Genomic DNA, 13,177 nt, shown 5'->3' with positions numbered 1-13,177 from the left:
GTCAGGCCTCCTTGGCCGAGACGAAGCGTTGACGGAGCTCGCCGATGCCCTCGATCCGGCTCACCAGCTCCTCGCCGTCCCGCAGCCAGCGCTGGGGTTCGCGCCCCAGCCCGACGCCGGACGGGGTCCCGGTGAAGATCAGGTCGCCGGGCAGCAGCGGGATGCTCGCCGACAGCTTGCTGACCAGCGCCGGCACCGAGAAGATCAGGCCGCTGGTGCGGCCCAGCTGGACCTGCTCGCCGTCGATGGCGCAGCCGAGCTCCAGATCGTTCGGGTCGTCGAACTCGTCCAGCGTCACCAGCCACGGCCCGACCGGCCCGAACCCGGGCAGCGACTTGGCCAGGCTGAACTGCGGCGGGGTGGCGGCGGTCTGCAGGATCCGCTCGGAGATGTCCTGCCCGACCGTGTAGCCGGCCACGTGGGACAGGGCGTCGGCCTCGGAGACCTGGTAGGCGCGGCGGCCGATGACCGCGACGAGCTCGACCTCCCAGTCGGTGTGGCCGCCGGGCGGGAGCACGACCTCGCCGTACGGGCCGGTGATGCACGAGCTGAACTTGGTGAAGACCGGCGGCTCGGCGGCGGGGGCCGCGTAGCCCGACTCCGCGGCGTGCTCGCGGTAGTTGAGGCCGATCGCCAGCACCTGGCGCGGGGCCGGGACCGGCGACCCGAGGTCGTCCGCGTCGAACGGCTCGCCGGCCGGGAGGTCGGCCTCGCGGGCCCAGGCGGTGAACTCGTCCCAGCGGGCGTAGACGCCCTGCGGGTCCGGCCCGAACCGGCCGGCGCTCGCCGTCTCGACGTCGACGGCCGTCCCACCGGTGATCAGGGCTAAACGTCCGGCCACGTTGGCGATGCGCATGGGGTGTCCTGTTCCGTCAAGGATCCGTCAGAAGAAATAACCATGATGAATATGGAGAGCATGTTGGCTGGTCTTATTCATGTCAAGAGTGTTGCGGCGATTCATCATGGTGAATTTTCGAGGGTCGGCCGGGTGTGGTGCCCGGTGCCGCCCAGGAGCAGCCGCAGCGCGCCGGCCTCGTCCATCCGGTGCCCGCGCCAGGCCACGTGCTGGTCCGGGCGGACCAGCACCAGCGGTGCCTCGAACCAGTCCCGAGCCCCGGGCAGCTCGACCACGGTCAGCGGTATGCCGAGCCTGCGGGCGGCCTCGGCGATCGGGGCCGCGGCCGGGGCCGTGAGCTCCCCGACGAGGCTGTATTCGGGGCCGAGCACGTCGTAGAGGGATCGGCCGGGCGCCAGCCACCGGTGCGGCAGCCGGTTGCCCGGCGCGGCGCTGGGACGGTAGTCGCCGTCGGGGGGCGTTTCGGCACCGTCCTGAGGCGGTCCGGACGCACTGGCGGCACCGGACGCGTCGGCCGTACCAGCCGCACCAGCCGCGCCGGCCGACGCCACGATCGGGGAGTGCGCGTAGGAAGTGCCCAGCACCAGGTCCAGGCTGTGGAACTCGCGGTCCTTCGCCGCCCGGACCGCCGCCGCCACGGCCGGCCGGGCCGCGGCGAACTCGGCCGGCGGGCCGAGCAGCCTCGGATCGGCGAGTTCCGGGGCGAGGGTGGCCATGTTCCGCACCGCCACCGCGATCGTCTCGGCGGCCACCGGCCGCCGCTCGGCCTCGTAGCTGTCCAGCAGCGACGGCGGGGCCCACCCGTTGAGGACCGCGGCGAGCTTCCAGCCGAGGTTGACCGCGTCGCCGATGCCGGTGTTGTAGCCGTGGCCGCCCCACGGCGGATTGAGGTGCGCCGCGTCGCCGGCCAGGAACACCCGGCCGCTCCCGAACCGGTCGGCCAGCCGCATCCGGGCCCGCCAGGGGTCGGTGGCGACGATCTCGATCGGCACCCCGGCGCCCGGCTCGCCGATCAGGGCCCGCACCAGGCCCACCGGGTCCGCCGCGCCGCGGTCCGCCTCGACGCCCATGGCGATGCACCACCACGTGTCGGCCAGGTCCATCCGGCCGACCACCCCCGGCTGCCGGGGATTGAGCGCCCAGTACTGCACCGCGTTCCCGTGCCGGACCAGCTCGGCCAGCCCGGGGGCCCGGAAGACCAGGTTGAAGTTGGGCCGTCCGTCGTCCTCGCCCTCGAAGACCGCGCCGATGGCGTCCCGGACGACGCTGCGCGCGCCGTCGCAGCCCACGACGTAGGACGCCCTGATGCTCCGGACCCGGCCGGCCCCGTCCTGGACCAGGGCGGTGGCGCCGCCGCCGTCCTGCTCCACGGCGGTCACGGTCCAGCCGGTGGCCAGCCGGGTGTCCGGCAGCGCGGCCACCGCCTCCCGTAGCACGAGCTCGACCGCCGGCTGCGGGATCTGCTGGCCGGCCTCGGCGACGAGGTGGTCCGCGCCCAGGTCCAGGCCGAAGCAGCGGTCGAAGCGGGTCACCTCGGGCCCGAGCAGGGTGGTGCAGAAGACCACTTCGTCGGACCACGACGGCGCCAGCGCGGCCCGCTCGCGGACCGCGTCGGCCAGACCCCAGCGGCGCAGGTGCTCCATGGTGCGGGCCGAGGTCGTCTTGGCCCGGGGGCGCAGCCAGGAGACCGCCGGCCGGGTCTCGACCACGGTCGAGGCGACGCCGTGGGCGGCCAGCTCGACGGCGGTCGCCAGACCGGCCGGACCGCCGCCCACGATGAGGACCGGGGTCCGGTCGGGCGGCGGCGGGTGGCTTTCTTCATCGCGCGGCAAAGCAGCGCCTCTCCTCGTGATGTGCGGGTGTCGGTACGAGCGCGGTCAGCCGGTGGACGGCTCCGGACCGTCGTTACGGGACGGTTCGCGCGGCCTCACAGCGGTGGCGGCGTGTTCGAAATGATGTGCGCGGCACCCGGTCCGGGTCGTGCGCGGTTTCATTGATTGGCACGCCGGGCGCGAGCGGCGTGCGGCGTGTTTTTGGGCGGCAGGCGGCAGGCGGCAGGCGGCAGGCGGCAGGCAGCACGCAGCAGCGGCCCGCTGTGAGTAATGGAGCCAAGCCGGACCAGTCCGGCGACGCCTCAGCCGGCGGTGCTGCCCGAGCCCGGCCCCGGCGCCTTGGTCGAGCCGAGCTCGCGCGAGATGGCTCGCGCGGCGGCGCGCACCGCGGGGATCAACGCCAGCGGATCGGTGCCCGGCGTCGGAAAGACTATGGACAACGCCCCGGCCAGGGCGTTGTCGCCGTCCCAGATCGGCGCGGCGACCGAGACCACCGGGACCGGCTGGGAGCGGGCGACCTGCGCGTAGCCGACGCGGCGGACCTCCGCCAGCGCCCGGCGCAGATCAGGGTTGGAGACCGGCAGGCTCTCCGGCGTGAGCCGCCATTCCTTGTCCAGATAGTCCTGCTGGAAGTCGAAGCTCCCGAAGGCCAGCAGGATCCGCCCGACCCCGGTGGAGTGCAGAGGAGCCCGTCCGCCCACCCGGTACAGCACGGGACTGGCCCCGCGCGAGGACAGCCGCTCGACGATCAGCGCCTCGTCCCCGTCCCGGACCGCCAGCAGCACATGCTGTTTGGTGACCAGGCTGAGGTCCTCCATGTAGGGCATCGCCACCGCGCGCAGCCCCTGCCCGCGAGGCGCGAGCGAGGCGATCTCCCACAGCCGCACCCCGACCGCGAACCCGCCGTCCGCCGCCCGCTCCAGCACCCCCAGCTCGACGAGCTTGCGCGCCAGGCGCAGGGCGGTGCTTTTCGGCAGTCCCGCCCGCCGGCTCAGCTCGGCCAGCCCCAGGGTGCGGTGCTGTGCGCTGAACGCCCCGAGCAGCGCGAACGCCCGCTCCAGGACCGGCTCGCCGTGGGCCGGGCGTTTCCCGCGCGCGACCTGCGCATAGCCGACGCGGCGGTCGTCGGCCGGGTCCGTCGTCATCGATGTCGCCTTTCGGTCCGGCGCCGCTGCCGTCGGGCCGGGATTCCGTAGGGAGAGCAGTGGCGGACACCGTACCTTCCGCGCCGACCCGCCGCACCCAGAGCGCCCGCAGCGAATAGCTGCGGAGAGTGCGGTGGGCCCGCGCTCCGATTCCGCAGAGCGCGGGCCCACCGGTACTACTATGCCCACTACAGCCCGCCTCGGCTCACCGCCGAACCGGGCCCGGAGCGGTTAGCTGCCGTCAGGACGGCAGCGTCCAGTGCTGCGCATTGGTCGAATTGCAGTCCCAGAGCTCCAGCTGCGTGCCGTCGGTGGTCGTGGCGCCCGGATCGTCGAGGCACCGGCCCGACTGGGGGTTCTGGAGGGCGCCGGTCCCGGCCACGTAGGTCCACTGCTGGTTGGCACCGCCGTTGCAGTCCCACAGCTCGATCTTCGTGCCGTTCGTCGTGCCGCCGCCGGTGACGTCGACGCAGCGGCCGGCCAGCATCAGGGTTCCGTCACCCGGCACCGCGAACGACTGCGCCCCCGAGCCGTTGCAGCTCCACAGCTGGATGTGGTTTCCATCAGCGGTCGAGCCAGTGTTGTCGTCCACGCACTTGCCGGCGACGGCCGACGTGATCGCGCCGGTGTGGACGACGGGAGGCGTCCACTTCTGGGCGACCGAGCTGTTGCAGCTGTAGAGCTGCAACTGGGTGCCGTTGGTAGTGGTCCCGGCCGGATCGTCGGCGCACAGCCCCGAGTTCAGGTTCACCAGCGCGCTGGTGGCCGTGTCGACGCGCCACTGCTGCGCGCCGGAACCGTTGCAGCTCCACAGCTGGAGCTTGGTGCCGTTGACGATGCCGCTGCCCGAGGCGTCCAGGCACTTGCCGAGGGCGTGGACCGACCCGTCGCCGGTCACGGTCCACCGCTGGGCGGAGGAGCCGTTGCAGTCGTACAGCTGCACGGCGGTGCCGTCACCGGTGCCGGAGTTCGCGACGTCGACGCACTTGCCGGCGAGCCCGGAGGCGATGGGCCCGGTCGCGCCCGGCTGGGTCACCGGGGGCTGGGCACCGCCGGTGCCCGCGTAGGACGGAGGCGCCGACGAGCCGGCGGCCGCCCAGCCGGTGTTCGCGCTCGTGCCCAGGGTGAAGGCCAGCGTCCCGCCGCCGGTCGCGAAGGAGGGCGGGAGGTAGGCGTTGTTCCAGGCGGACCCGTTGAGGGTGGCGCTCTGGACGAACGGGGCGTTGTCGGCGGCCTGGGGCGCCGAGATGGAGATCTTGCCGCCTCCGCCGAGCGTGACGGTGACGCTGGTGAACAGCGGGCTGCCGATCGCGAGGTCCGCCGTGCCGGGCGTCTCCGGGAACAGGCCCATCGCCGACCACACGTACCAGGCGCTCATCGTGCCCAGATCGTCGTTGCCGACCGACCAGTTCGCCGGGTTGTTCGGCCACAGCTGGTCCTGCACCTGCCGGACGATCTGCTGCGTCTTCCACGGCTGCCCGACGTAGTCGTACTCCCACGGCAGTTCGAGCGAGGGCTCGTTGCCCAGGTCGGCGTGCGTGCCGTTGGAGCCGTGGAAGTTCGACAGCACGTTGTCCAGGTACGTCCCCATCGGGCCGTTGCCGCCCATGGCGTCGGCCAGGCCGCGCACGTTGAACGGCACCATGCCCGTGTACTGCCACGAGGTGCCCTCGACGAAGTTGTTGCTGCTGCTCGGATCGAAGCCGCCGGTCCACGACCCGTTCATCAGCTTGGGCTGCATGAAGCCGCTCGCCGGGTTGAACGAGTTGCGCCAGTCCTGCGCGCGGTTGAGGAACTGGCTCTGGGTCGCCGAGTCGCCGAGCGCCCCGGCGAACGACGACACCGCGAAGTCCGCGGTGTCGTACTCCAGCAGCGTCGCGACCGAGCCGTAGAAGCCTGACGCGTACGTTCCGTCCGAGGGCAGATAGCCGTAGTTCGTGAGGTAGTTCAGCCCACTGCGGATGCTGTTCGGGACCGTGGACTGCTTCACCATGGCGGCCTTGGCCGACGCGGTGTCGAAGTTGTGCGCGCCGAACGCGTAGTAGTCCGCGATGATCGCCTCGGCGGGGTCGCCGTTCATCACGTAGGTCTCGGCGTTGTCCAGCCCCCACTTCGGCAGGATGCCGCCCTGGGTGTAGTCGTTGACCATCGACTGCGCGCTGTCCCCGGCCTGCCGCGGTGCGACGAGCGCCTCAAGCTGGGCCTGCGAGCGGTAGATGTCCCAGCCGGAGTAGTTCGCGTACTGCGCGCCCTGGCCCCCGCCGACCGTGTGCACCTGGTGGTCCCACCCGGTGTACTGGCCGTTGGTGTCGCTGATGACGTTCGGATGCAGCAGCGAGTGGTAGAGCGAGGTGTAGAAGACCGCCTGCTGATCGGTCGTGCCGCCGGCTATCTGGATCTTCCCCAGGACGTTGTTCCAGGCGTTCTGCGCGTTCTGGCGGGTGCCGTTGAAGTCCCACCCGGAGTTCTCGGCCGTGCGGTTCGCGACCGCGTTGGCGGCCGAGACGTAGGAGATGCCGACCTTGGCCTGCACGACATGGTTCGACGACGCGTCGAACGTGACCGAACCGCCGTTGGCGAACGTCCCGTTCGTGCTGAACGACCGGTCGAAGACCATGTCGAAGTAGATCGTGTAGGTCGGGCTGGAGGCGCAGAAATGCCCGGACGTGATCGCTCCGGCGACCTCGTTCGTGCCGACGGTGCCGAAGTTCAGGACCGTCGTGCTGGTGGCCGCCGAACCCAGCTTGAACAGCAGGTTCGCCTGGTTGGTCGTCGGAAACGTGAACCGGGCCATGCCGGAGCGCGTCGTCGCCGTGAGCTCGGTCTTGACGCCGTTGCCCAGCGTCACGGCGTACGAGCCGGCGCTCGCCGACTCGGTGCCGTGGGAGAAGCCCGAGGTGGCGTTGGCGTCGATCCCGCCGACCGTCGGCAGGATCGGGATGTCGCCGGTGGCGTTGCACCCGGGTCCGGACAGGTGGGTCAGGCTGAAGCCGGTGATGGTGCTGTCGCTGTAGTCGTAGTTGCCGCCGGCCGGCCGCTTGGGGGTGTCCGGGCTCCACTGCACCATGCCGAACGGCGCGTCGGCGCCGGGGAAGGTGTCGCCGCCGTTGGACGTGCCCAGCAGCGGGTTGACGATGGAGGCGGGATTGGTCACCGGGCCCGCGGCCGCCTCGGCGGCGGTCGGGGCGACGGATCCCAGGACGGATCCGACGAGGGTCAGTGCGACGGTCACTGGCAGGCGCCATCGTTTCATTGGCTCAGGGCTCCAGGGTCGAATGGGGCGGTGTTCGGGTGCTGTGATGGTTCCGGGCGATATGTGCGAGTACTGCTATAAATGGGCACGAGTGCTGCGACGGAGACGCGGCGGGCCGGCGGCGCGGATGTGGATGATCCGCTCCGCCGGCCCGTCCCGGGCTCAGCCGGTCGGCAGCGTCGTCCACTTCTGGTTGGCGCCGCCGTTGCAGTCCCACAGCACCAGCTGGGTGCCGTCGGTGGTGGACAGCCCGGGGTCGTCGAGACAGCGGCCTGACACCGGGTTGCGGTAGCCGCCGTTGTAGGCCTGCCAGACCTGGTTCGCGCCGCCGTTGCAGCTCCAGGTCTCGACCTTCGTGCCGTTGGCGGTGCCCTGGCCGGTGGCGTCCAGGCACTTGCCCTCGGCCCGCAGGGTCCCGTCGGCGTACGCCGACCACCACTGGGCGTCGGTGCCGTTGCAGCCCCAGATCTGGGCCACGGTGCCGTCGGCGGTGCTGCCGCCGTTGACGTCCAGGCACTTGCCGGCGACCCCGGACTGCACCGCGCCGCCGGTCGGGGCCGGGGCCTTGAGCCAGCCCGCGGCGTCGGCGGCCTGGATGCCGCCGTTGAACGCGTCGGCCATCTTCTTGTAGCCGCCGTCGTTCGGGTGCAGCGCGTCCGACAGGTCGGCGGCGGTCAGGGCGCTCATATCGACGTAGCGGACGTGCTTGCCGGCGGCCTGCTCGGTCTGGACGATGCCGGGGATCTGCTGGTTGAAGGCGCCCCGGTTGGGTTCCTCGACGGAGTTCGTGGACACGATCACCGACCCGACCAGCACCGTCGCGTCCGGGGCGTCGGCGGTGAGCTGGTCGATCAGGGTCTTGAGACGCGCCGGGGCGGTGGACACCTGGTAGTTCTGGTTCAGGTCGTTGGTGCCGATCTCCAAAGTGATCACGTTGGGTCGGCGGTGGTCCACGGACGCGTCGGCCAGGGCCGAGATCTGGTCGATGCGGTAGCCGGAGTGGCCCTCGTTGTCGGGATCGGACATGGTGCCGTTGCGGCCGGTGCCGACGAAGTCCAGGGCGTGGCCCTCGGCGGACAGGTCGTCCCACAACGCCCCGCGATAGCTGTTGCCGGTGCTGCTGCCGACGCCCCAGGTGATCGAGTCGCCCAGCGGCATCAACCGCAGCGAGGTCGCGGCGGCGTTCGGAACGGCGGCGTTCGCAGTGGCGGCGGCCGCGGTGGTGGTCGCGCTCGTTCCGGCGACGCCGAGCGCGGCCAGAACGGTGGCGGCCAGGGAAAGTGCTGGTCGTTTCATGAACAATCCTCACTGTGCTGCGGGGGGTGGCGTGAAAGAGGAGTGGCGCAGGCGGCGCCGGGCGCCCACCCGATCGGGGTGGACGCCCGGCACTACGTCACAGAGGTCTGCCGGCGATCAGGCCGAGGGCAGGTGCCACTGTTGGTTCACTCCGCCGTTGCAGTCCCAGATCTCGACCTGGGTGCCGTTGGTGGCGCTGAAGCCGGGGTCGTCCAGGCAGCGTCCGGAGTCGGGGTTGACCAGCGTGTTGCCGTTCTGCTGCCACTGCTGGTTGCCGCCGCCGTTGCAGTCCCAGATCTCCACCAGCGTCCCGTTGGCCGTGGTCCCGGCCCCGGTGATGTCCAGGCACTTGCCGTTGACCTGCAACGCCCCGCCGTTGTACGTCCAGGTCTGCGCGCCGGTGCCGTTGCAGTCCCAGATCTGGGCCTTGGTGCCGTTGACGGTCGAGCCGCCGTTGTCGTCCAGGCACTTGCCCGCGATCCCGGAGGTGATCGGACCGCTCGGCGGCTGCGCCGTGCCGTTGCCGGGGGTGATCGTCAGGTTGTCGAACATGTCGGTCTGGTAGCCGACGACGCCGATGCCGACCTGCCCGGACAGGAACGTGCTGTCGTTGACGGTGCTCACCGTGCCGCCGTCCACCGTGGCGGTGATCTGCGTGCCCTGGAACGTCAGCCCCAGCGTGTGCCAGGAACCGGTGCCCAGCGCCCCGACCGTGCCGCTCGCCAGCGTGGTGGAGCTGCCGCTGGAGTAGTTCTTGACGATGGACCAGGCCCCGGTGTTGGAGACCCGGAACTTGTACAGGTTCTGGTTCCCCTGCGGCCGGGACTGGGTGCCGGCCCGGCCCAGCAGCTCCGCGGTGCCGGCCTGCCGCAGATCGACGTCGACCTTCACCGTGTAGTTGGACCACGTCGGATCACCGATCAGGGAGAACGCGTCGGAGTCGTTCTGCCACTCGATCGGGATCACCGGCGTGACCTGCTGCACGCACTGGCCCGAGCGGCCGTCGGCACACGGCTGGGCCTCGAAGGAGCCCTGCATGTCCGACAGGTACTTCGCCTCGGTGTTGGTGGCCGTGGACTCGAAGTTGTCGCTGTAGGGCAGCGCCAGCGCGGCGTTGGCCGGGGAGGTGGCGGTGCCCTTGCCCTGGCCGGTCGTGGTGGTGATCGAGTAGACGTAGCCGGGCTGCACGGTCAGCGTGTACGAGCCGTTGGACGGGGTGATGTCCTGGGCGTGGACCAGCGAGGAACCGCTGCTCGGGTTGTTGACGTTGGTGGACCAGACATGCACCTGGCCGGTGGACAGACCGCCGCTGACGTTGATCGTCACGCTCTGCGCGGCGCTCGCCGTCGTGGTCTCGACGATCGTGGTGTAGTCGCTGTTGTTCGTCGATTTCAGGGTGACGTAGGTGCCGTTGGACTCCGAGCCGCCCAGGTAGCCCGACCCGGCGTCCAGGAACTTCCAGCCCGGCTGGGTGAACTGGGTGACCTGTGCGGTGGCCCAGGTGTTGGCGCCGATGGTGTAGGCGCCGGACCACGGCGAGCCGGCGGTGGCCAGGCCGACGGTGGCGTAGGGGAGGTTGGGGTAGATCGCGGCGATCAGCGGCCAGTTGAAGTAGCTGACCATTTTGGCGTCGAGATAGCCGCGGGTGATGGCGCGGATCAGCGCCGGGGCGCCGGTGTTCATGTCCTGCGATCCCTGCTCGCTGTCCCACAGCGGCTTGCCGTTGGCCTGCGCGGCGGAGTCGCTGGAGCAGGTGTTGGCGTTGCCGCCGTCGCCGCCCTGGCAGGAGTAGTGGGCGCCCCAGATCGACACGGCGTTGTTGAACGCCGAGTTGGAGGCGGCCGCGTCGGCGGCGTCCCAGCCGGAGTCGTCGGCGACGATCTTCACGCCGGAGTAGCCGGCGTTGTTCAGGGCGGTGCGCAGGTTGATGTACCAGTTGGCGTCGTATCCGCGTTCGTTCCAGCCGCCGAGGTAGGTCACCGGCACGCCGTCGGCCTTGGCGCAGCCCAGCCAGCTGATCAGGTAGTTGATGGTGTCGGTGGACCAGAATCCGCCGTTGATCCAGCCGGGCGCGGCCCAGGCCAGGCCGTAGAAGGCGATGTTGGGGTTGCGGGCCTTGGCCTGCTGCGCCAGCCAGAACTCGTATCCGGCGTTGCAGTTCACGACCCCGCGGGTGTGCTCGATCGAGGGCTCGGAGCCGTCGGTGGAGTTGGCGTCCCCGCCGATCTCCAGCTTCAGCATCTGCAGATCCGCGCCGTAGCCGGGCTTGAACAGGTAGTCCAGGATCTGCGACTGCTGGGCGGCCGGGTAGTCCCGCAGCAGCCGGGAGTTGCCGCCACCGCCGCTGATCGCGCCGATGCCGTCGAACGTCCGACCACCGCTGTTCCCGTTCGCCGAGATCGTGGTGGACGTCGCCGCCCGCGCCGGAGTGCCGGAAACGGTGAAGAACACCGACGCCAACAGCGCGGTCAGGGCCAGGTAGAGCAAGGGTCTCGGTGGTCGGGTCGTGGGGGTGGGGCTCATCGGACTTCCTCTCGGGACGGTCGACCGGTCCACGCGCGCCGATCGGCGACGATGGTGACGCTCGCCCCTGGCGACAGCCGGTGGGCAGGACTCGCCGCGCGGGCGCCCGTCGCCGCGCCGCGTCGGCCGTGGAGCATGATGTCGGTGGACGGCCGCCGGCGCGACGTGGATCAGCGTGCTGTGGGGCGCCCGACGGGAACGAGGCGTCGCCGGGTGACTGGCGACCCCTGCTGTGTCGGATGAGGGCGGTCGCCCGGCAGCCGGTGGGTCACCGTGGTGCATCGTGGTGAGTATTGAGCGGTTCTGTCAATAGCCTGGAAATAACTCGGCGATTTCAACGAGATGGCCCAGAGTCGAACAACAGGACTTCGAAGCGGGCCGGCCCGGGTCACCGGGCGCTGACCGGCGGGGAAGCCGTCCGGCGCGCCGGACGTCCGGGTTCGGCCCGCTCCGCCGTCTTGACAGGGCTTTGAGTGCGCCCGATACTCACCCCGGTGTGTGAACGTTCCCATGAGCGTGGGCGGTGCGCTCGACTCGATCTCCTGCTCTTTTGATCAGAAAGCAAGGCCAACAACCGGACAGGCTCCAAGGGTCGCGCTGCCGGTGTGTCCAGAATCTGGGAACGTTATCAGCTTTGGACGCACGCGAGCCGGGCGGCGCCCAGGTGGGCCGTGACTTTGTGGACCTGTGATCCGGCCTTCCCGCCCCCACCGAAGCACTCAGGAGCCGCACATGTTCAGAACGAGAACGAGGAGACTGACAGCAGTCCTGGTCGCGCTGGTCTCGGGCCTGGCGTTCGCCATCGGCGTCGTCGGAGGTGGTTCGGCGGCGGCCGCCCAGTCGCCGGCGCCCGCCGCCTCCAGCCCGGCCGCGGCTTCCGGCGCCAAGGTGCTGATGGCCGGCTACAACTCCGGCACCGGGCTCATCGGCACCGACGGCTGGTGGACCTCCGCGGTCGCGCTGAGCACGATCATGACCTACCAGCAGACCACCGGGGACACGTCCTACAGCTACGCCATCGCGGGAGCCTTCAACGCGAACAAGGGCTCGAACTTCGAGAACGCGTACATGGACGACACCGGCTGGTGGGGCCTGGCCTGGGTGCAGGCCTACGACCTCACCGGCAACACCGCGTACCTCCAGATGGCCCAGACCGACGCCGCCTACATCCACAACTACTGGGATTCCAGCTGCGGCGGCGGAGTCTACTGGAGCACCGCCAAGTCCTACAAGAACGCGATCCCCAACGAACTCTTCCTGGACCTGACGGCGGCGCTCCACAACCGGATCCCCGGCGACAGCACCTATCTCGGATGGGCGAACGCGGAGTGGAGCTGGTTCAACGGCAGCGGCCTGATCAACGGCTCGCACCTGATCAACGACGGTCTGAACAGCGGTTGCCAGAACAACGGCCAGACGGTCTGGACCTACAACCAGGGCGTGGTCCTGGCCGGGTTGGCCGAACTGTCCCGGGCCACCGGCAACACCGGCCTGCTGTCCACCGCCGCCACGCTGGCCGGCGCCTCGACGGCGCACTTCAACCAGAACGGGATCGTCGTCGAGCCCTGTGAACCCAACTGCGGCGCCGACGGGCCCTCGTTCAAGGGCGTCTACGTCCGCGGCCTGCGCACCCTGGCCACCGTCGCCGGCACCACCGCCTACGACGGCTACCTCCAGGCCCAGGCGAACTCCATCATCGCCCACGACACGAACAGCGCCGGCCAGCTCGGCCTGAGCTGGGCCGGCCCGATCCAGGGCCTGACCTCGGGGGCGCAGGCCAGCGCCGAGGCCGCCCTGGTCGCCGCGCTCGGCGGATCGGCCCCGCCGACCGGCCCGATCACCTCCGCGCTGGCGGGCAAGTGCGTGGACGACGACCACCAGAGCACGGCCAACGGCACCGCGATCCAGCTGTGGAGCTGCAACGGGTCCGTGGCGCAGCAGTTCACCGTGAATTCCAACGGCAGTCTCAGCGTCCTGGGCAAGTGTCTCGACGTGATCAGCGGCGGCACCGCGAACGGCGTCAAGGTGCAGCTCTACGACTGCAACGGCACCGGCGCCCAGGTGTGGAGCGCCCGGTCCGACGGCTCGCTGCTGAACCCGCAGTCCGGCCGCTGCCTCGACGATCCCGCCAGCAGCACCACCGACGGCACCCGGCTGGAGATCTGGGACTGCAACGGCGGCGCCAACCAGAGGTGGACGCTGCCGTAAGCCGTCGCCGGCACCACCCGCCGGTCTTCTGCCCGGCCACGAACGGTCCACGGACCTCCTCCAG

7 protein-coding genes are annotated in these 13,177 nt (G+C 70.7%); 1 reads left to right on the top strand and 6 read right to left on the bottom strand.

The features are described 5' to 3' along the window. Position 1: 1 nt before the first annotated feature. From ABD481_RS01020 to ABD481_RS00995, 6 genes are all read right to left on the bottom strand, one after another. Entirely contained in the window at positions 2–856 is an 855-nt protein-coding gene (locus ABD481_RS01020) for a fumarylacetoacetate hydrolase family protein (RefSeq protein ID WP_344663532.1), read from the bottom strand. A 104-nt stretch (positions 857–960) separates the two neighbouring features. Next, a complete protein-coding gene (locus ABD481_RS01015; protein WP_344663531.1) occupies positions 961–2,688 on the bottom strand; it encodes an FAD-dependent monooxygenase in 1,728 nt (575 codons plus the stop codon). Positions 2,689–2,990: 302 nt separating this feature from the next. Then, positions 2,991–3,833 (bottom strand): IclR family transcriptional regulator, encoded by an 843-nt coding sequence (locus ABD481_RS01010; protein ID WP_344663530.1) that lies wholly within the window; start codon positions 3,831–3,833, stop codon positions 2,991–2,993. Positions 3,834–4,074: 241 nt separating this feature from the next. Beyond that, positions 4,075–7,065 carry a lectin gene (locus ABD481_RS01005; RefSeq protein WP_344663529.1) on the bottom strand — a complete coding sequence of 997 codons (2,991 nt, stop codon included), beginning with the start codon at positions 7,063–7,065 and terminating at the stop codon, positions 4,075–4,077. Between the two features lie 183 nt (positions 7,066–7,248). Then, positions 7,249–8,382 (bottom strand): ricin-type beta-trefoil lectin domain protein, encoded by a 1,134-nt coding sequence (locus ABD481_RS01000; RefSeq protein ID WP_344663528.1) that lies wholly within the window; start codon positions 8,380–8,382, stop codon positions 7,249–7,251. 117 nt (positions 8,383–8,499) lie between these two features. Beyond that, entirely contained in the window at positions 8,500–10,905 is a 2,406-nt protein-coding gene (locus ABD481_RS00995) for a ricin-type beta-trefoil lectin domain protein (protein ID WP_344663527.1), read from the bottom strand. 732 nt (positions 10,906–11,637) lie between these two features. On the opposite strand from ABD481_RS00995, the gene ABD481_RS00990 reads away from it, so the two are divergent. After that, on the top strand, positions 11,638–13,113 hold the full coding sequence (locus tag ABD481_RS00990) for a glycoside hydrolase family 76 protein (protein ID WP_344663526.1): 1,476 nt from the start codon (positions 11,638–11,640) through the stop codon (positions 13,111–13,113). Positions 13,114–13,177 lie beyond the last annotated feature (64 nt).

Source organism: Catenulispora yoronensis (assembly GCF_039531695.1).
Taxonomy (GTDB): Bacteria; Actinomycetota; Actinomycetes; order Streptomycetales; family Catenulisporaceae; genus Catenulispora; species Catenulispora yoronensis.
Note: the sequence above shows the minus strand (reverse complement) of the source record. Positions and strands in the feature narration are given on the sequence as shown.

What these genes read in the sequence shown, in the direction of transcription:
- ABD481_RS00990 (WP_344663526.1), top strand. Translation starts at nt 11,638, where the DNA reads ATGTTCAGAACGAGAACGAGGAGACTGACAGCAGTCCTGGTCGCGCTG.
- ABD481_RS01010 (WP_344663530.1), bottom strand. Translation starts at nt 3,833, where the DNA reads ATGACGACGGACCCGGCCGACGACCGCCGCGTCGGCTATGCGCAGGTC.
- ABD481_RS01000 (WP_344663528.1), bottom strand. Translation starts at nt 8,382, where the DNA reads ATGAAACGACCAGCACTTTCCCTGGCCGCCACCGTTCTGGCCGCGCTC.
- ABD481_RS01020 (WP_344663532.1), bottom strand. Translation starts at nt 856, where the DNA reads ATGCGCATCGCCAACGTGGCCGGACGTTTAGCCCTGATCACCGGTGGG.
- ABD481_RS00995 (WP_344663527.1), bottom strand. Translation starts at nt 10,905, where the DNA reads ATGAGCCCCACCCCCACGACCCGACCACCGAGACCCTTGCTCTACCTG.